Consider the following 20,339-nt stretch of genomic DNA (forward strand, 5'->3'; position numbering starts at 1 on the left):
AGCAATTTGCAAAACTATTTTTGCGAATCACTCGACTTCAACAACACCACCTCATTCGCCGCAAACCCGCGTCCAGCCTAGCTTTGCAGCTCGCCGACCTCGCTCGATCCAGTACCTCGATCAGGCGGTTTCAGCACACCGCCGTTCAGCGAGAGGGCGCATTCTACAGACGAATTTTCGGGAGTCAAGCTTTTGGAGCAATCTTTCTTGCGCCGCATCAAAGCGTCGCCCCTGATCGTCCCGGATCCGACGATTCCACCTCGCTTTCATGGGCTTTCTTCACGGGGGAGGCGTACTCGAACAGTCATGTTTGCCAGATACGATGAACGCTCGCCCGGCGCGAAGATCTATAACTCATAGAGACAAGCGCACATTTTCCCCCTCATGCGAAAGGTACGACCATGGCTGACAAGAAGGCGAACGTTCATTGGACTGGCTCCGGCAAGACCGGCAAGGGACTGATCAGCACCGAGACCGGCGCACTGAAAGAGTATCCGTACGGCTTTGCCAGCCGCTTCGAGGATGACAAGGCGGGTACGAACCCTGAGGAGATCCTTGGCGCAGCACATGCAGCCTGCTTCGCGATGGCGTTCTCGTTCGCCTGCGACAAGGCGGGTTTCGCAACGGAGACCGTCGACACGACGGCAAGCGTGCGCCTGGCAATGCAAGGAGATGGCTTTGTGATCAATCGCATTGCTTTGACCTTGAAAGCGAAAGTACCAGGCATCGATGCAGCGAGATTCCAGGAAATCGCGCTGGCAGCAAAAGGCGCCTGCCCACTCTCGAAGGCACTCGCAAGCGTGCCGGAGATTACGCTCGAAGCAACACTCGTCTGACGCAGTGGGGAGCCGCACCAACGGCTCCCTTCCGGATGGCCGCTCCGCAAACCGGGCTTGAGAGCCTGTCCTTCAGACGGGCTGGGCTGTGCTTGCCTCAAGCAGCGGCCATTGTGGCGTCCCGATCGTTGCCAGCGGCCGACGGATGTTCGTCGCTAGAGAAGATGGTGCCTAGAAACCACTCTCCCGCAGCAGCGCTGCTGCAAGGGTGGTGAGCCCCTGCTCCAAAAGGCTGCTACGCGCGCCATCGAGTTGCAACTGGCCACGCGTCTCGCTCATGGCAGGCGGCGCCTGGTCGAGCTGGACGAGGACGTGGAACACGGGCGCAGCCGCGGTGAGCTCGCGGCCGTCAGCGGTGCTGGCGAGCGGGCCGTGGAAACGTGAAGCCAGCATGGGGTGCGGCAGCTGGCGGGCACGAGTGCGGGCTACCTCGATGATGCGTCCCTCGATAGGCTTTGCCTCGCCCTCAGGATAGAAGCGCGCCGCGCTGCCGGGCGCGAGGCGTCCGAGGTCGCGCTGCTCGACGTAGGCATCGACTTCCCAGTGAGCAGGATCGATCAGCACACCAATCGGCTCGCGGCTCGCCACCCACTGTCCATCCCGCCAGCCCGGGTCGACGTCCATCCAGACACCGTTGAATGGCGCCAACAGCTTGAGACGTGCGATCTCGGAGCGCGCCGCCCTCGTCTCTTCCAGCTGCACCTTGAGCCGCCGCTGCGTGGCCGATTGCACATCGAGGCCGCCTGCGTCTGCGACGAGCCCTTCCAGCGTCGCCTGCACGCCGCGCCGATTGGCCTCGCTACCTTCGAGGCGCGAAGCGATGTCAGGCTGGTCCAGCGTCACGAGCGTCGCCCCCGCCACCAGCGGCCCCGGCCGATGGATGCCTTGCAGACGGGCCGCAAACGGCGCGAAAACGCGCAACTGATGCGCCGAGCGCGCGACGCCTACGGCATGCACCTGCGTGCGCCAGGGCACAGCCACCAGCAGGATCGCGGCACCACCGGCCAGCCCGATGAGCAAGCGGCGGCGCGCTGGCACAGCTGCGCGTTGGGCCCACCAGTGTTTGAGTTCGCGCCAGACGGGCATCACGATGAACCAGGAGATTTCGACAATGAACAGGAATATGCCAAGCAGTTTGAAAGCGAAGTGGTAGACGGTGACGGCGATACCCAGGAACAGCAGCAGGCGATAAACCCAGGTGCCGATGGCGAAGGCGATCAGCAGGCGGCGCTGGCGTGCGGGCTGATCCTCCGGCCACGGCTCCGGCAGGCCGAGCACCTGACGCCGCAGAAATGCGCGTGCAAGTGCCGACGCACGTTCGTGCAGGTTGGGAAAATCCAGCAGGTCGGAGACGATGAAGTAGCCGTCGAAGCGCATGAAGGGGCTGGCATTGAGCGCCAACGACAACACCCAGCTCGTCGTTGCAAGGTAGAGCAAGGCGTTGCGCAAAGGCCCTTCTTCGGCGAGCCCCCAGCCCAGCGTGGACAGGCCGGCCAGCGTCAGCTCGCAGAGGATGCCGGCCGAGGCAATGGCGAGACGCTGGCGCGCGCTGCGCAGCTTCCAGCTCTCGCCGGTGTCGGTATAGAGCATCGGCCACAACACGACGAAGGCGACACCCATATGCGCGACACGCAGGCCATAGCGTGTCGCCACCAGCGCATGCGCGAGTTCGTGCAGGGTCTTCGCTACGACGAGTGCCGCCGCAAAGCTCAGCAGGCCTTCGGCGGAGAATGACTCCACCACGGCATGCACGAAAGTGTCCCACTGCTGCAGAACCAGCACGACGCCGGTGAAGCTGGCGAGCAGCACCGCCCACGCCATCCACGGCGTGAAAACCCAGCGCAAGGCGTGTGCGATTTTTTTCAGCTGATTCTGCGGGCGCAGCAGCGGAATGCGGAAGAACAGGTAGTGATGCAGCCACCAGTTCCAGCTCAGCCAACCGCCCTTGTCGTTCTGCTGCTGCATGCGGGCCAAGGCTTCCGCCCCCGGCCGCAGCAGTTGATGGCGCGTGAGGAACTGCACGAAGTCGGCGAGTTGCGCGGGTTGCGGCCGCAAGGTGGTCTGCGCTGCGATCTCGTCGCAGATCTCTTGCGGCGGCAGGTTCCAGCGCAGCAGGAACTCGAACTCCAGCCAGCCGATACGGTAGAAGCGGTTGAGCACCGTGTCCTGGATCACCCAGGCCGGTTCGCCATGAATACCGGGGGCCGCTTCGGACAGGCGCATGTCATCGCGCAGCGGCGGCAGGAGCCCACCGGCAGCGCTGGTCATCACCAGCCCGTCCAGGCGCGCACGGCGGCAATCGGGCGGCGCAGCAGGTAGTAGCCGAGACTTACGCGCTCGCCGTACAGCTTGGCCGTGCCATGCAGCCCAAGCCGTGCGTGCGCGGGCTTGCCTTCGACTGTGGCCAGCAAGCGATAGGACATGACGCCATCATCGCCTGCGCGCGCCTGGTAACTGGTCTGCAGGATCTTGCCGTGCAGTGGCGACAAGGGGAAGGTGCTCAGGTAAAGCACGACTTCAGCACCTGCTTCGAGATTGATGGCGTCCGTCACCGGCAGCTGGATCTGCATCGCTGGCTGCGCGGGGTCGGAGATCTGCATGATGCGCTCGCCCGTGACGACGGGGCGCCCGAGCCACTCATCGGGATCGGCGAAGACCGCCACACCCGCGCGCGGTGCCAGCACGCGGCTGCGCTCGAGCTGCGCCTGTGCGGCGGCCAGCTCGGCGCGACGTTGGCGCGCAGTGCCGCCGAGCATGGCCAGTTCGCTCTTGCTCTGCGCATTGTCGAAGGCGCGCTGGCTGGCAGTCTGCAACTCCGCATCGGCCACCGCGACCTGCTGGTTGAGCACATCGATGCGGCTACGCAGCGTTGTCTCGTCGAAGGAAAAAAGTGGCGTGCCGACGACGACAGGCTGGTTGGGTTTGACGGCGATCTGCGCAATCACACCATCGATCGGCGCACTGACGATCTGCGTCTCGTGCGACACCAGCTCCGTTGGCGCAAGTACTGTCTGGCGCACGGGAAACAGCAGCAGCGCGGCCAGTACGGCCAGGCAGATGAGCACCTGCTTCCTGCGCGGGCGCCAGCGCCGTGTCGTGTGCGTCAGCGCCGCCCAGCAGTACGCCCAGGTCTCGAACACACCGCTCAGAACCGGCCCCAGCGCCGCCGGCGGCTCAGCATCGAGCAGGAGCAGCAACAGGCCCAGGCGCTTGCCGTCACGCGTGTGGACGGGCACGGCCCACACGCCTGTCGGCCACCACTCACCCCAGCCGTCCGCAACTTCAGGCGGCAAGCTCAGGTCGGCGCGTGCCAGCCAGCGTGGCGTGGCGTCGGGCAACTGCTCCGCCAGCCAGGGGCCGAGACGACGCAGCCAGACGAGGTAGGGACTGTCTTCGGTCGGCCGCGCCAACCCGGAAACACTCAGCAGCTCGAGTCGTTTGTCATGGACAGAAAAAACGAGCGCGTGGTGATACTTGAGCAAGGGATAGAGATCGTTGGCCATGCCGAAGGCGAGCGCATTCAGGCTGTCGGCGGCCAGCGCGCGATCGCGCATGGTCGCAAGGCTCAACAATAATTGTGGGGGCGGCAGGTTTTCGTTCACAGGGCCCGCTGTCGTCTAACGTGGATATTCCGGTGCGGCCTCATGGCTTGGGCAGGCGTGCCACACCGCTCATGCCGGCCACCAGTTCGGCGTATTCCGCGGTCAGGCGCGCTTCGAGCTCCACCGTCTGTGCCACCGCATCGACGCGCGCATTGACGGCACTGATGCGCGCGGGATACGACTTGCCGGTCTCAGTGATGCTCACGTCAAAAACGAGGCCCGGCTTGAGACTGCGCATGAGGACGGAAGGCACATTCAGACGCACCTTGAGCGGCCCGCTGCTGACCAGGTCGAACATGGGCGTGCCAGCAGCAACGGTCTGGTACGGCTTGATGTAAACCTTCGCTACGCGGCCGGAGAATGGCGCCGACACCCTGCAGTAGCCCGCCTGTGTCGTTGCCAGCGTCAATGCGCCCTCCGCGCGCTCGACCTCGGTGGTCGCGGTCAGCACTTCGATGTCGCCCGCCGCATCGAGCTCCTTGAGCCCGCGCTTGGCCGTGAGGTTTTGCTTCGCCATATTGAGCTCGGCGCGTGCGACACGGGCGCGCGCATCGACCTCGCTGCAGTCCAGCGCGGCCAGCGTCGCGCCTTTGGAGACCGCCTGCCCGAGGCGGATGTCCATGGCGCGCAGGGTGCCGTTCATTTGCGCTGACAGCGTGGTCTCCAGCTGCGGCGTCAGCAATACACGAATGGCATTTGGATCATTCAATCCCCCGTCGGCTGCCTGCACTGTGGCCAGCGCCGGCACGGCGCCCATCAGCAGCGCCAGCGCTGCACACCCGATCCTGTTTCGCACCAGTGTTTTATTTCGCACCCGTGCCGACTCCCTTTTCGATACCGATATTCATGCCGTGCTGCTCCTGCCCGGTGAGCACCAGTTCGATCGACAGCGCCAGCGACTGCACATCGGCCTGCTCGACCGTCTCGGGCAATACATCCAGTCCGACAGAATTGTAGAGACGGCCCCAGGCTGCCTGCGCGTTCGCATACGCCGCCTCGCGTTGATAGCGCGACAGCAGGTAGCGCCCTTCGGCGCGGATCACTTCGAGCTCCGAGCCTATCGTCGTCTTGCGGGCAGCGCGGGCGTAGTCCAGCAAGCTCGTATCTACGCGCAGGCTGTCATCGGCAAACGCCATGTCCTGACGCGCCAGTTGGTAGCGCAAGCTCGCCACCCGCACTTGCGTCAGGATGGCCATCGACAAGGCCACACGGCGCGCATCATCCGTCTTCGCCTGCGAATCCTGCGTGGCGTTGAGCGCCGGGTATTGCAGCAGCTTGAGCAGGTTCAGGGATACCACGACGCCGACTTGCGACCAGGTGTTGTTGTACAGGTACTTGTTGGAATCGTACTGCGCGCTCCAGTCCAGCCCCACGTTTGGCCACAGTTGCGCCTTGGCAATCTTGATGTCGTTCTCGTTCACCCGTTTGCGGTACAGCTCTTCCATCGTCTCCGGCCGGTGCTCGAGCGCGAGGCGCTCCAGCACGTTGATGTCGGCCTTCAACTCCGGCAGGTTCGGCTCTTCCACATCGGCCAGCACGAGTGGCGTATCGCTCGGGAAGGACATCAGCGCGACCAGCTCGGCGGTGGCGAACTCCAGATCCTGACGGCGCACCGTGAGCAAGGAAATCGAATCGATCAGGGCGCGCTGGTAGGCCAGCGACTCCTGGCGCGGCAGCAGGTTGCGCTTGTCGGCCTCTTGCGCGGTCTGCAAGGCCTTTTGCGTGCGCGCCAGCAACTGGTCCACTTCGGGCTTCAGGCGTTGCGCGCCCAGCGCGCGCCAGTAGGCGTTACGTACGTCCTGCAGCACATTTTGCGCAACGCGCCGACGACGCTCCTCTGCCATCAGGATCTGGTCCGACTTCTGCTGCGTGCGGAAATACGCCACGCCGAAATCAAGCACGCTCCAGCTCAGACCGAGCCCGCCCAGCGTGTGGTAGCGCTCCTCGGAGGTCGACGCCCGCAGACTGACCTGCCGGTCCTCGATGCCGATCGAGGTGCCACCCGAATCGTTGCTGCGCCCCTTGTAGCCGGCCGACACGGCGAGCCGCGGCAGCAGCTCATTGGTGGAGACGTCGCGCAGATTGGCAGCCAGCGCGGTCTCCATCAGCTTGAGGCGATAGTCCAGGTTGTACTTGAGCGCACGTGCCGCGGCCACGTAGAAGGTAATCGGCGCATTGGCCGGCTCCTGGTCGGCGAACATGGCCTTGCGATCCTCTACCACCTGCTTCTTGTATTGCTCGGCGGTCACCGGTTGCGGTTGCAACGCGGAGCAGGCACTCAGCAGTAACGCGCTGGCGATGACAGCAGCCAGAGGAGTCAGCGAGGGTCGATGCATCGGTCTCGTTCCTGTCGAAATTTTGATCATTCTGTACGCACTTCACAGCCGTAGCGGCTGCACATCCTGTTCATCTCCCGCTAGCTCCGCAACGCGCCGGGGCGCTGCATCTTCTGCGCGGCCCGGGCAAGCTGCTCGCTGAAGAACTGCGCGGTCTTCGGTGCGGCAGCGCCTGTATCGACTGCGGCGCTGGCAGATGCCCCGGCCTCGCGCATGAAACCATTCAGCATCTCGTCGAGCGAGGTGGCGTGCAATGACGGGTCGGGCAACAGGCCATCCGCGCTGAGGCTGGTACGGCCATGACGGAGCAATAGCCTTGACAGCCCGAAGTTACTCAGCGTGCGGCTTTCTGCCACGCTGCGCCAGACGAACTGGCCATTGATGTCGCCGAGGCCGCGACCGATGGTGCTGGCACGCGTAGCTTCGTCATACAGCTCGTCGGAGTCGCGATAGAGATTTCTCCCCGACAACCAGTGCGCCGTCGACGCGCGCGACACCTCCGGCGTCACGAACAGGCCCGGATCGATATCCGGCAAGGCGGCGCCCCGCGAGAGCCCGGCGTCATTGTTGTACCACACGGCACTGCCACCGCCGACGTAAGGGGCGGAGATGTTGAGGTGCACGACCAGCTGCGCGCTATCGGCCGCACCAGCCCGATCGACCATCGAGTAGGTAAACGTGTCCTGCAGCACTTGCCCCCTACCCGCCGCCTGCATCACCTCTTGATTGCTCATATCGATCGCATAGGTGTAGCTGCCGTCTGCATTCAGCACCAGCGTGCCGTAGCGACCGATCAACGCACTGCCGACCACGCCACTCGTGCCGGATGCACTTTCTTCCCCGGTTCGCACAGCAGTCACACGCCGCGTTTCGCCATTGTCGACATCACTGTCGTTGCCGAGCACATTGCCCTGTGCGTTAGGAGTGGTCTGATCGACGGCCACCACGCTGTCATCGTGCGCCACCGGATTGTCGTTGGCGCCCTGGACCAACAGGTTGAGGCGCGCCGTCGAGGTCGCACCTTCCGTGTCACGCATGCGGTAGGTGAAGGCCTCGCGCAAGGTCTCGCCGGACGTGCGCAGGGCTTGCACGGCGGCATTGTCGTTGTCGACGAAGTACTGGTAGCTGCCATCGGCAGCCAGCACTAGCGCGCCATAGCGTCCCTGCACAAGCTGCCCGGCCTGCGCGCTCTGCCCCAGCTCGCTGCTGACTTCGAGCACCTGACGGGTCTCACCGTTGGCAACGCTGTCGACGTCCTGATCGTTGGAGAGCACGTTGCCGACGGGGTTCGCTCCGGCAATGCCATTGGCAATACCGCCTGCTTCGACGGCCGTTGCATCGTCATCGACCGCAACAGGGGTGTCGTTGCGACCATCGATCGTGACCGTCAGCTCGGCCTTGTCGGTCGCGCCGAGATCGTCCGACACGGTGTAGGTGAAGTGCTCGACCAGCGTCTGCCCACTCACGCGCAAGGCCTGCACCGCGGCCAGCGAGTTATCGACGACGTAATGCCAGGTGCCGTTGGCGTTGAGCGTGAGATCGCCATACAGGCCGCGTAGCGCTGAACCGACCGTGCCACTGACACCGATGCCGGACTCGCGGCCTGTTCTCACAGCGCTGACGGAGAGCGGGTCGCTTTCGAGGTCGGTGTCGTTGTTCAGCACATTGCCGATCGGGTTAAGACCCGGGCGGTCGTTTTCCAGGCCGCTCGCCTCGATGGCATTGCCCTGGTCATCGCCGGCAACCGGCGCATCGTTGCGGCCACGAATGGTGACCGTGAGCTGGGCAAGGTCGGTGAGCCCGCCAAGATCGGTGATGCGATACGTGAATGCCTCGCTCACCGTCTGGGCCGGGCCAAGCGCGCGCACGGTCGCGTTGTTCTGGTCGACGACGTACTGGTAGCTGCCGTCGGCGCCGATGATCAGCGAGCCATAAGTGCCGACCAGCAGCGTACCGTTGCCGCTATTGGTGCCGGCTGCCACAGCAGTCAGGCCGCCGCCAGCTGCTTCCGTTCCCGTGCGAATGCCGTTCACCGTCAGCACGTCGCCGGCATCCACGTCGCTGTCCGCAGGGAAGAGCGTCGAATCGGTAACCACGTTGCCCGTCGGGTCACGACCGGCAGTCGTGCCACTGGCGGCAACAGCCAGCGCGATGTTGTTGTTGGCGACGGGCGCGTCCCAGACACCCGCCACCGTAATCGTGAGCTGGGCCGTGTCCATGGCGCCTGCCGTGTCGTGCAGCCGGTAAGTGAAGACCTCGCTCAGGGTCTGGCCCGGGCGCAAAGCCTGAACAGCGGCGAGCGAATTGTCGACGACGTAGCTGTAGTTGCCATTGGCATTGACCGTCAGCGTGCCATACAGGCCCGTGATGGCCTGACTGCTACTGACAGCGGTGAACGTGCCGCCGGCAGCTTCGGTGCCCGTACGGATCCCATCCACCAGCTTGCTGTCGAGCGCATCGACATCCGTATCGTTGCTCAACAGATTGCCGCCCGGATTTACGCCCGCCGTGGCATTGGCGGTACCGCCCGCTTCGGTCGCTGCAGCCGTATCGTCGACGGCGACCGGGTTGTCGTTGGCGCCACGGATGACGATGCTCAGCGTGGCCGTGCTGCCAAGCCCGGCTACGTCACGAATGTCGTAAGAGAAGGTTTCGGTCAGCGTATTGCTGCTGGTGCGCAGGGCCTGGACCAGCGGGTTGCTGTTATCCACCACATAGTCATAGCTGCCGTCGGCACGCAATGTCAGGCTGCCATACAGGCCGGCGAATGCGCTGCCCACGGTGCCGCTGTTGCCACCACGGCTGATACCAACCACCGACAAGGCCTCGCCGTAAGCATCGACATCAGTGTCATTGCCGAGCACATTGCCGCTCGGGTCAACGCCAGCCGTGCCGTTGGCAATGCCGCCCTTCTCGGTCGCCAGTGCGCTGTCGTTGACGGCGACCGGTGCATCGTTCGCGCCAGTGATCGTGATGTTCAGCGTGGCCCTGTCGAGCGCGCCGGCTGCGTCCACCACTTCGTAGCTGAAGGCGTCGCTGAGCGTATTGCCGCTCGTGCGCAACTGCTGCACGGCGGCCATGCTGTTGTCCACACGGTAGCTGTACGTGCCATCTGCATTCAGCGTGAGCCAGCCGTATGTGCCACGCAGGTCGACGCCCAGCGTGCCCGCCGTGCCACTACCCAACTCTGCACCCGTGCGCACGGAAGCGACAGCACGGGTCTCACCGTAGTTGTATTGCGGCAGGTCGGCCGGCACTTCGCCACCGTCGACGTCGCTGTCATTGGTCAGCACATTGCCCAGTGCATTCTGCCCCGGCAGGTTGTTGTTCACGCCACCGGCTTCGATCGCAGTCCCCGTGTCATCGCCGGCAACCGGATTGTCGTTCTGCCCGCGAATCGCGACGATCAGCTCCGCCATGTCGGATTCCGGAGTGGTCGGGTTGTTGTCGGAAATCGTGTACGTGAAACGCTCGATCAGCAGGTCGCCCGGACGGCGCAAGGCCTGCACGTCTGCGAGCGCGTTGTTCACTTCGTAGAGGTAGGTGCCATCGGCGTTGAGGGTGAGCCAGCCGTACTGCGTCGCCGTCCGCGTACCGACCGTGATGGACGTGCCGGAAGCGGATTCGGCGCCGGTGCGCACGGCCGTCACGCTCAGCGTGTCGCCGTCCACATCGGTAGCGGTCGCCAGCACATTGCCACTCGGGTCCACACCCACCGCAGCGTTGATCACGCCACCACGCTCGGTGGCGAGCGCCACGACGTTCTGCGCGAGCGGCGGATCGTTGACGCCATACACCGTCACGACGAGCTGCGCGACATCGGTCTTGCCCGCAGTGTCCGTGATCTGATAGCTGAAGATCACCTGCATCGGCTGACCGATGTTGAGCGCCTGGATATCGGGGTTGTCGCTGTTGACGTTGAAAAGGAAGCTGCCATCCGACGCAATCGTCAGGCTGCCGAAGTCAGCACTCGACGCCACCGGTGAGCCACTCAGCGTCGCATAGGTCGCGAGGATGGTCGTGCTGCCGCTGAAGCCGGGGACAGTGCCGCTCGCTTCCGTTCCACTGCGGACGCCCGTGACATGCAAGGCGCCAGCAACCTGGTCGACCGCGTCGACGTCAGTGTCGACGCCGTTATCCGTCGTGCCGGGCCGACTTGGATTGAGGATGACATTGCCACCCGGGTTCACTTCGCCGCCGGCCGTGTTGTTGAAGGCCGCCTGGGCCGCTGCCACGTCGTCGCTTGCAACGGGGTTGTCGGCCGCGCCCCTGATCACGATGGTCAGCTGCGCCAGGTCACGCGCATTGGCGAGGTCTTCCACCGAGTAGCTGAACAACTCCTGCAGCGTCTGGCCCGGGCTCAACGCCTGCACGCGCGCATCGTTGTCGTTGATGACATAGCGGAAGCTGCCGTCGGAACCGATGTACAGGGTGCCGTAGGTGCCGGCCACACTGGCCCCGGTGCTGCTGTTGCTGCTGCCCGGCACCGCTACCGCATTTTCGTAATGCGCTTCGTCGCCGAAGCGCACATAGGTCACGCGCAGGCTATCGCCCGCGTCGATGTCGCTGTCATTTGCCAGCACGGAACCCGTTGCATCGCTGCCTGCCGTGGCATTGGCAATGCCACCCTTTTCTGTTGCGTCGGCGCTTTCGTCGGCGGCGACGGGCGTGTCATCCGCACCCTGGATGGTCACGGCAATCTGGGCGCCGGAGGTCGCACCGGCAAGATCGCTGATGGTGTAGGTGAAAGTCTCCTGCAGCGTCTGGCCACTGGTGCGCAGCGCCTGCACGGTGGCGTTGCTGTTGTCGACGACATATTGCGCGCCGCCGCCGGAGGAGATGAACAGGCTGCCGTAAAGACCGACGATCTGGACGCGGCTGCCATCGGCAATGCTGGTGGGACTGCCGGCACCCTGCAGGCCGGCGGAGGTCACGCGCAGGCGATCCGGAGTGGGGTTGAGCGAGGGGTCGGTATCGACGTCCACGTCGTTGCCGAGCACATTGACCTGCGGGTCGGTGCCCGGGTTGTCATTGTTCCGGCCGCCCGCCTCTACCGCCGTCATACTGTCGTTGTTGGCTACCGGTGGATCGTTGACCGAGATCACCACGATCTGGCGCGTGTCGGTATCGCTCAGTGCATCGTCGCTGGCCTCGCCCGGTATGCCATCGCCATCCACATCGCCGAAGTTGCCGTTGTCAGTGGTGACCATGGTCAGGGTGTCATTGCCATTGAAGTTGGCAATACCCTGGTAACGCAATTGCGCCAGTGCGAGATTGATGTCGTCGCGCCGGCCTTGCAGCACCAGCGTGGCGTTGCCCTGCCCGCCGGGAATCGTCACGCCACCGGGCGTGCTGGCAAGGCTGAGCGTGCCGTGCAGCACCGTGAGCGTCACCTGCATGTCGCGGCTGCCGGTGACCGGATCGCGCTCGGCATCCACATCGGCGATGCTCATGTCGGCGATGGCAATCAAGGTGTCTTCATTGCCGCTGATGGTCGTCGCGGGAATCTGGTTGACCGGCGCATCGTTCCTTTCGACATAGCCGGCGTTGGCGACCGTGGAGGCGCCCTCGCCCACTGCGACGAGGATCTGCCCGAGGGTGGCGCCGTCCGTATCGATACGCACTTTCAGGTCGCCGAGGGGCTGGGCGTAGCTGATCGTGCCGGTGGGCATGTCAATTCGGTAGTTGCCAGCGGCCAGCACGCCGAAACTGTATTGGCCACTGCCGTTGGTGGTCGTGGAGAACACCGCGTTGTCACCTGTCGTGGAGAGGTCGTTGTCGACTCCGCCCCAGGTGAGGGTCACGGTCTGGCCGGCCAGGCCTGCGCCGTCCGGCGTGGTCGAGCTGTCGGCGGACGAGGTGTCATTCCAGAGCGTGCCGCTGATGATGCCGAGGCCAGCCCCTTCGCTCAGCACGTAGTTGTTGAGGTTGCCGGCACCCGCGCCATCCACGCCAGTGCGCTCGCCATCGGCCGTGCTGTCGCTGCCGACAATGCTGCCACCCCAGGCCGTGAAACTCTCGGGCAGGCTGCTCCAGGTCAGCGTGGCATTGCTGCTGGCGATGGCAGCCGCGTTCGGCACCGTGACGCTATACACCGCCGTGATCTTCACGCCCGGATCGATCTTCGTGAAATCGAGCGTCACGCCGCCGCTCGTGCTGAGCGTGACGCCTGCAGGCAGGTTGCCCGGGCCATAGGTCGTACTGCCGATCTTGAGACTCAGCAATGTGTAGCCGCTGCCGCCGGTAATGCTGTCAGTCAAGTGCGTGTCATACGCCGAGGACGTGCCGTTCTGCGTGAAGCTGATGGTGATCTCGGCCGTACCCGTGCTGCCGGCAGGATTGGGATTGAATGAGGTCACGCGCTTGTCGAGGCCGGTGAAAGCGGGCTCGACAATATCTTCGTACAAGGTCTTGCTGGCGCTGATCTGCGTGCCACCATTGTTGGTGTAGTCGCGCGCGACGACGGCGAGCTGGTCACCTTCACTGGCACGGTTCGAGGTCTGGTTGCTGACCCGGATATTGAATTCGAGTGCAACCACTTCGAGGTTGCCGTCGTTGATGTCGGTATTCGAAAGATCGCCGAAAGTGAAGGTAATGGTGCGCCCATCGGGCGAGACGGAAATCAGGGTGGGATTCATCACCGCCGTCAGCGGAGAGGAAAGATCGGGCGCAATGAACCCGGCCTGCGGCGTATCCTGATCACCGGTGATTGCCGGATTGCCGCTGCTGACGAGGCCGGCCCCCAGGCTGCTGGTGAGCCCGCCGTTGGAGATGAGCGCAACCAGCACGCTGTTGCTTGCAGTCGGAATGAACGTCAGGCCTTCGGCCAGCGTCACCTGGATCTGGTAGCCCGTACGCCCACCGTCCGGCACCAGAGCATCCACGCGGTAACGTACGATTTCACCGATCGCCACCTGCTCGTGATCGCTATTGGTCGGGTTCGGCGCAGCCGTATCACCCAGCCCGCCGACGCGCGAAATCCTGATGCCGGCCGCCGTGTTGATGGTCAGCGTGCTGCTGCGCTGGTAGTCGTTGAGGCCGCCACCGTTCAGCGCACCGTCCTGCCCGGTGCGCTCGCCGGCCGGATCCGCGCTGCCGCCCGCGCTGCCATCCAGGCTGGTCCACTGCGCAGTCGCCACGTTGTTGAAGCTCGGCGCATTGAGCGCTTGCGAGTTGACCGTGCCGCGAATGGTGATCACCACGCTGCCGCCCTGTGCGATATCGATGTTCGCACCGCTTGCCGTGCGCAGCTGGCCGCCGACGATCTCGAAATCCACGCCGCCATTCTTTGTCGCGCCACCGGCATAAACCGCACTCACGAGCGTCAGGCTGTCGAGTTGCACCGGCAGGTTGTCGAGCAGGCTCAGGTCGAAGGCGTTGATACCGCTGCTGTTGCTGAGGGTGATCGAGAAATCCACCACGTCGCCCAGATCGAATCCATAAGGGCTCAAGGGCGTCGTCAGCAGCTGTTGCGCCACGGCCAGCGTCGGCTCCTGGATGGTGACGGTGGGCTTGCCCCCCGTCACACCCAGATTGCGATCCAGCGGCGAGCTACCATTGGCGGTATCGCCGTCGGGGTCGCTATAGGTGAGCGTGGCATCGTTCTGCAAGACCGCGCCGCTCTGATTGCCGCTGACATTGTTGGCGACAAGCCGCAGGCGTACGACGAAGCTGTTGTTGCTGACATTGTTGTCGGCCGTCGCGCTGGCCGCGCTGAAGGTGATGCGCGCATCGACACCGTCATCGCCGAGCGTGCCGGAGGGCGCAGCAAAGCCCGATACGGTGACCGTACCCGCAAAGCTGGCTGTCAGTGCGCCGCCTGCAGTCGTCACCAGTTGGTATCCCTGGTTGCCATTGAAGCTGGTATCGAGCCGCAGCCCCGCGGGAATCAGGTCAGTAATGCGCAGGCTCTGCGTCGTGCCTTCAGGCAGGGTGATGATCAAGTCATACAGCATGCTCTCGCCGACGACGAGATTCGACCCCGTTGTGTGGCTCGCGCTCGAATCGGTCGGGTCCAGCCCCCCGCCCGCGAAATCCTTGCGGATGACGGGCGCGGCCATCTGCTGCGCGGCCAGATCGGTCAGGTCCACCGGCGTAAAGTCCGTGCCACCGTTGACGCTCGCGTAATTGGTGAGGGCTGCCGAGCTCTGCAGGGTGCGGCTGGCATCAATGCTCGAGGATACGACCGCGTCGTAGACGATGACCACGACATTGGCGCCGCTGCTGTCGGCCGCCGTCCCGGCGCGCCCCGCCAGCAGGCTGGCAACACCGCCCTGATCGAGGAAGCTGATGGTCGTGCCCGACACGCTGTAGTCGGTGCCGAGCATGAGCTGCGTGCCATCTCCGCGATAGATCTGCAGGTTTGCCGTCGCCAGACTGCCGCCGACAAAGCTCAAGCCGGTCGGCAAAGTCACGTTGGTTACGACGTCGAATGCGCCACCACCGCCCGTATTCTCGATCGCGGTGGCGAGCCGCACCAGGTCACCTGCATCGATGCCGCTGACATCACCGTCGATGGCGTCGACATCGATCACTGCGCCGGAGAACGGCACGCCCGTACTGCCCGGCGCGGCCCAGCCTGTGATCGTCGTGGTGCCATTGCTCGACGACACCACGCCATGCGTCATGCTCAGCACCGGCTCGGCAATCGAGGTGATCGCCACGGCATCGGAGGAGATGAGCGACCGTTGGTCAATCGTGGTCCGCTGCGAGGATTGGGCGAGCACGGCCAGTGCGCGCTGGTCGGTGAAGGGCTGATCGCCTACGCGCAGGGTGAACTGCACTTCGACGCGGCTACCGCTGGTAGCGTTGACGGCATAGTCACCGTAATTGAAGAGCAGTGAATTGCCGGCGCCGGTGGTCACGCTGACGGTGGTGTCACCATTGGTATCGCCGGCTCCTTCCGCCCACTGGCCGACGCCGCTGCCAGTGGTCCACACGGTGCCGACCGAACCCAGGTCGAACAGCGGCAAAGGCAGGTATGCGGTGAGCACGAACTGCTCGTAGTCGCCCGTGACGAGGTTGTAGCTCAGCCTGAAGGTGACGAGATCTCCCGGATGCAGCTCGCCGTTTGCAGGCGGCGTACTGCCATTCACGGTCGTCAGCGCAATGTCGATGTTGCTGACGGGCACGGTTTTCTCGACGCTCGACTGATCGCTCTGAGTGCTGCCCGTCAGGTTGACCCTGTCCGCCAGCACGGTCGCCGTCAGCGTGGCGCTGTTGCCGACCGGATCGCCTTCGTTGATTTCGCTCTGTGCGTAGCTGCTGGTGTACGCCTGCCCGATCACTGCGTTGTAGCTCAGCACGGCAACCGTCGCGCCCTGGAGCGTATTGTCGACTGCCAGGTCGCCGCCGAGCGCGCCGATCTGCCGGCCAGGCAGGCTCAGCAATGCCGCTGCAATATCGAAGGTGAGCGTCGAGATGCCGGTGCTGCTGTCGGTCACCACAACAGGCGCAAGCGTCACGCTTTGCGTCACGCCTTGCGCCGTAAATGTCAGCGTCGCCGAACCCGTCAGCGTCTGGCCGTCGGCCAGCGTGTCCACGATGGTGAAGCTGCCCTGCTCGAACAGCGTCTTGCCGAAACCGAAATAGTCCGAGAGATTCATCTCGAGCGCATAGCGCAGGGTATCGCCTGGTGTGAGGCCGCTCGTACCCGTGTCGACGGCCAGCGTGGCCGTCTTTTCGAGTGTGATCGACTTGGCCGTAAAGCTGATCGGCGAACTGCCGGTCCCCGAGAAGTCGATCTGCGTCGCCGGCGCCGTGATGTCGCGAGAGTCGATAGGCACCCAGCTACCGCTGGCCGTCGCGGCACCGAAATTGATCGTGACGGGATTGCCCGTGTCGGGATTGAGAACCGCCGAGCCGTCATTGGCTGCCTGCGGCACATAGAAGCTCACGCGCTGATCGGTCGATGCGCTGAGGCTCGCGTAGGTAACCGTGTAGGACGTGATGAAGATCGTGTCGCTGGCAATCGCAGCATTGATGGCAGTGGCATTGGTCAGCACGCGCCCATCGCCGAGGGTGATCGATGTCAGCACGCCGCCCGTACCCGGCGTGATGGCCGTCACCTGGATGGAGGTCGGCAGATCCTGCGTGACCACCACATTCGTCAATACCTGACCCGGCGCAGGCGCGACCGTCAGCGTCTGCGTGTGCGGATAGTTGGGGCCGGTCGCCGTCTCACCCTCGCGCACATCGAGCGACTGGTTGAGCGACACCAGCGTGGGATGCACCGTGAAGCTGTGCAGGGATGCCTCGACGAGACTCGGGTCGCTGGCCGGGTTGTCAAGCGCATCGTTGCCATACTCGAAACCGCCACGCGCCTTGATGACCAGATCAGGATTGCCGTTCGAAAGGCCGGTGTCCGCCAGATTGCTGAGGCTGGCGGTGATCTGCACGCCAATGGTCGGTTGCTGGTTCGAGACGCTGGCATACGGCAGCTCCACCACGACCAGCTTGTCGCCCGCGCGGAAACCAGCGGGCGCAGAAATGATCAAGGCGTTGCCGGCAGAGTCCTTGGCAATCGGGTGCATTGCCTGGCCATTGGCGTCGAACGTGATGACATGCGACACGAGCGTCTGCCCGAGATAGCTGGCGGAGACGAAGGACACGCCATCGTCGCCATCCTTGCCCGTGGCGGGCAGGAACAGATCGACAAAGGGCGCGAAGCCGACCTGGCCCGAAGCGTTCGACAGATTGACCGTGAAGGTGAATTGATCGCCCAGCAGCACATCCGCCGTCGCGGCGCCGAATGCCGTCGTCGGGCTGGCATCAGCCAGCAGGCTGGCGTAATGCGATACGGCTGCAGCATCAAGCGCCAGCGCGTGGTCTATCGTGCCGCTATTCACCTCCAGCCGCCAGTTGCCGCCCTGCTCTGCTGCCCCCGTGTCGTCGGATGAGGCTGCCACATCGGCGCCGGTATTACTCGCCAGTTCCGCAACCAGCGCTTGCCCGGCTTCGCCCGCGCCAACATTGCAACCGTAGAGCAGGATGTCGGCGTCGGCACTCAGCGCGCCGCGCCAGCCCTGCAGCGTGGCCGACGCAGCCTGCAAGCTGTCGCTCGAATAATTCCGGTCGCCGAGGCTGAACTGGCCGGCGGCACCGTGCGAAAAAATCTGTACCGAATCGACCTGGCCCATCTCCGCCAGGGCAGAAGAAATGGCGGTCAGCGCGTCCTCGCCTACGCCGATCACCAGCGCCTTCGAATCTGCCGGCAAGTTGGCGAGCAGCTGGTCGCGATTCTCGACACGACTGTCGATGACAACGAGATTGCGTGGCGCTGCGGACGCGGGCGCCTCCTGCGCATCTGGCGTCGTCGCCATGCTGGCCGCATCGCCAGCGCTGTCGCCATCGGCATGATGCTGTTCTACGGCGACGGCTGCAGCACCGTCGAAGAGGATGCGCGGCTCCAGCGCGAGCGCCTGGCTGCGCGGCAGGAGCGGTGAAAGCATGGACGAAACAGGGCGGCTGACGGCCTGCAACGGAGTTGCCGCCAGAACGGGGCGCTCAGACTGCGGACCCCGTCCTTTCCAGAAAAAGGGAAAACCAGCCATGGACATCTCCAGCCTGCAAAACAAGCACCGGGCAGTGATACCGGGCAACGCTGACGCCAGTCTTACCGGGGCCCGAGGGGGCTACCGTCACAACCCGTAACGTACCGCAGACCAAGCAACTCCTGCCACCTTCGTCTGTCGTCTTATGCTCCACGCTTGGCGCCGAAAGCCTTCAACTCTGATCGCGATCCAGGCTGCGAGCATCGCCCGGTCACCCGCGCCTTCCCTCGCCATGCAATTTACTGCCGAATCGGGGAGACCCCGCTGCTCAATTTTCGTTCCTGGCAATGCAGAGCGCAGTCGCTGCCAGCAATGACCACGTCCAGGGCTGGGGTTCGATGACGGCGTGCTGCACGGCTACACCCTCTCCCCTTCGGACTGGAGCGCCCCATGCAATGCAGATACGCCTTGCATGCAGGCTGTTGTGCAGACCACGGAAGCTTGCCAAACCGGAAGCCAGCGCGCGCGCGCCCCTCACATCCTAGACACCCGTTTCCGCCCCCGCATTGCTGCTATGCAGTAAATATGTGAGAGAAAACAATGATTTGACAAGCCTTGCGCAGACAGCCTTTAATGACTTCGCCATCGTGGCGCCATGCATCAGCGCTGCAGGCGTAGTCATTTGCAGTCGTCAGGTAGTCAAGAGACCAGGCCCTTGAGCCGGGTCAGAACATAATTCCAGGAGACACAAAAATGAAAGCTAATCAGCTAGCGCTATTGGCGCTGCTTGCTGGCGTGACGGCGGGCGCCAATGCGGCCAACCGGCCCGCGGGTTACACAACCGTCTGCACGGAAGGCAAGACCTGCTCCCTGCCGGCCAATACCAACGTCGCTTACGGGCGCTCGGACCAGTTCACCTACAAGGTCCTGAGCGGCAGCTTCGTCTGCAGCGAAGCCACTTTCGGCGCAGGCACGAAGGTCTCCGGCGGGACCAACGAGTGCTCGGCACCTTCCGGCACCTCCTCCAGTTCCGCCAGCAGCACCGCACCCAGCAGCTCGTCATCGAGCAAGTCCAGCACTGCACCATCCAGCAGCTCCTCCTCGAGCAAATCGAGCTCGGTGCCTTCGAGCAGCTCCTCAAGCAAGTCCAGCTCATCGGCCGCCTCGTCCGGCGGTAGCGCCAACGTCAAGCTGCCGGCATGGCCAGGTTGCCCGGCCTATGTGAACCCGAGCGAGACCGTGGCACTCACCGCCAGCATCAGCGTCCCCGCGGGTACGACCTACGACGGCGGCGGCAAGCGCTTCCAGCTGAGCAATGGCGGCCAATCCGAAGGCCAGCCACCTGTCTTCGACCTGCAGGAAGGCGCAACGCTGCGTAACGTCGTCATCGGCAATCTCGCCGCCGACGGTGTGCATTGCGTGGGCAACTGCACGGTCTACAACACCTGGTGGGAAGACGTGGGTGAAGACGCGGCTACCGCATTGGGCGGCCCGGGCACGACGATGCGCGTCGACTGCGGCGGCTCCTTCCTCGGCACGGACAAGACCTTCCAGCACAACGGCCAGGGCACGCTGCACATCACGCGCTTCGTCGCCGACAACTGGGCAACAAAGGGTGGCAAGTTCTATCGCTCTTGCGGCGATTGCACGGGCAACAAGGGCCCACGCACCGTCATCATCGAGAACTCGCGCATCCACAACCACCAGACCATCGTGGGTGTGAACAGCTCCTACTCGAACGGCTCGCCGCGCGACAGCGCAACCCTGCGCAACGTGCTGCTGTTGCGCTGGAACGGTGAAATCGAAGTGTGCTCGACCTACAAGGGCGTTGAAAAAGGCTCTGGCTCTTCGAGCAACATCGGCTCGGAGTGGAACACCGCAACCTGCAACGTCAGCCCATCGGACATCACCGCAGTCGACAAGACGGGTGGCAGCAAGAAGACAGGTATTGCACCTGGCAACGGCGTGGATCCAGCACCGGTCAATCGTATCCAGGAAAACTGGACGTACTGATCTGCACGACTGAGGTTTATGCAAGACCTGAGCGCCCGGAGAGAAATCTCCGGGCGTTTT

Annotated in this window: 7 protein-coding genes; 2 read left to right on the forward strand and 5 right to left on the reverse strand. The window is 64.0% G+C overall.

Annotated elements, in window-relative coordinates:
• Nucleotides 1-401 precede the first annotated feature (401 nt).
• A complete protein-coding gene (locus tag VVD49_RS00005) occupies nucleotides 402-836 on the forward strand; it encodes an OsmC family peroxiredoxin (protein ID WP_327597065.1) in 435 nt (144 codons plus the stop codon).
• A gap of 171 nt (nucleotides 837-1,007) precedes the next feature.
• Here VVD49_RS00005 and VVD49_RS00010 read toward each other — a convergent pair whose 3' ends face one another.
• The 5 genes from VVD49_RS00010 to VVD49_RS00030 all read right to left on the reverse strand — a co-directional run bounded on the left by VVD49_RS00010 (nucleotide 1,008) and on the right by VVD49_RS00030 (nucleotide 18,224).
• A complete protein-coding gene (locus tag VVD49_RS00010; RefSeq protein ID WP_327597066.1) occupies nucleotides 1,008-3,104 on the reverse strand; it encodes a site-2 protease family protein in 2,097 nt (698 codons plus the stop codon).
• Nucleotides 3,104-4,390, reverse strand: a complete 1,287-nt coding sequence (locus tag VVD49_RS00015) for an efflux RND transporter periplasmic adaptor subunit (protein ID WP_327597067.1) — start codon at nucleotides 4,388-4,390, stop codon at nucleotides 3,104-3,106. The genes VVD49_RS00010 and VVD49_RS00015 overlap by 1 nt, the downstream gene beginning before the upstream one ends.
• 88 nt (nucleotides 4,391-4,478) lie before the next feature.
• Complete coding sequence (locus tag VVD49_RS00020) at nucleotides 4,479-5,234, reverse strand: efflux RND transporter periplasmic adaptor subunit (RefSeq protein WP_327597068.1); 756 nt, start codon at nucleotides 5,232-5,234, stop codon at nucleotides 4,479-4,481.
• 7 nt (nucleotides 5,235-5,241) lie between these two features.
• The gene (locus VVD49_RS00025) at nucleotides 5,242-6,774 is read right to left on the reverse strand and encodes a TolC family protein (RefSeq protein ID WP_327597069.1); all 1,533 of its coding nucleotides are present in this window, start codon (nucleotides 6,772-6,774) and stop codon (nucleotides 5,242-5,244) included.
• Between the two features lie 80 nt (nucleotides 6,775-6,854).
• Nucleotides 6,855-18,224: a VCBS domain-containing protein gene (locus VVD49_RS00030; RefSeq protein WP_327597070.1), complete on the reverse strand. Its 11,370-nt coding sequence runs from the start codon at nucleotides 18,222-18,224 to the stop codon at nucleotides 6,855-6,857.
• Between the two features lie 795 nt (nucleotides 18,225-19,019).
• On the opposite strand from VVD49_RS00030, the gene VVD49_RS00035 reads away from it, so the two are divergent.
• Nucleotides 19,020-20,279: a pectate lyase gene (locus tag VVD49_RS00035; RefSeq protein ID WP_327597071.1), complete on the forward strand. Its 1,260-nt coding sequence runs from the start codon at nucleotides 19,020-19,022 to the stop codon at nucleotides 20,277-20,279.
• The last annotated feature ends 60 nt before the right edge of the window (nucleotides 20,280-20,339 follow it).

This window comes from Uliginosibacterium silvisoli, assembly GCF_036017035.1.
GTDB lineage: Bacteria > Pseudomonadota > Gammaproteobacteria > Burkholderiales > Rhodocyclaceae > Viridibacterium > Viridibacterium silvisoli.

Excerpts from the sequence above, each read along its gene's own strand:
- VVD49_RS00030 (WP_327597070.1), bottom strand. The coding sequence starts at position 18,224 with ATGCTTTCACCGCTCCTGCCGCGCAGCCAGGCGCTCGCGCTGGAGCCG.
- VVD49_RS00010 (WP_327597066.1), bottom strand. The coding sequence starts at position 3,104 with ATGACCAGCGCTGCCGGTGGGCTCCTGCCGCCGCTGCGCGATGACATG.
- VVD49_RS00035 (WP_327597071.1), top strand. The coding sequence starts at position 19,020 with ATGAAAGCTAATCAGCTAGCGCTATTGGCGCTGCTTGCTGGCGTGACG.
- VVD49_RS00025 (WP_327597069.1), bottom strand. The coding sequence starts at position 6,774 with ATGCATCGACCCTCGCTGACTCCTCTGGCTGCTGTCATCGCCAGCGCG.
- VVD49_RS00015 (WP_327597067.1), bottom strand. The coding sequence starts at position 4,390 with ATGCGCGATCGCGCGCTGGCCGCCGACAGCCTGAATGCGCTCGCCTTC.
- VVD49_RS00005 (WP_327597065.1), top strand. The coding sequence starts at position 402 with ATGGCTGACAAGAAGGCGAACGTTCATTGGACTGGCTCCGGCAAGACC.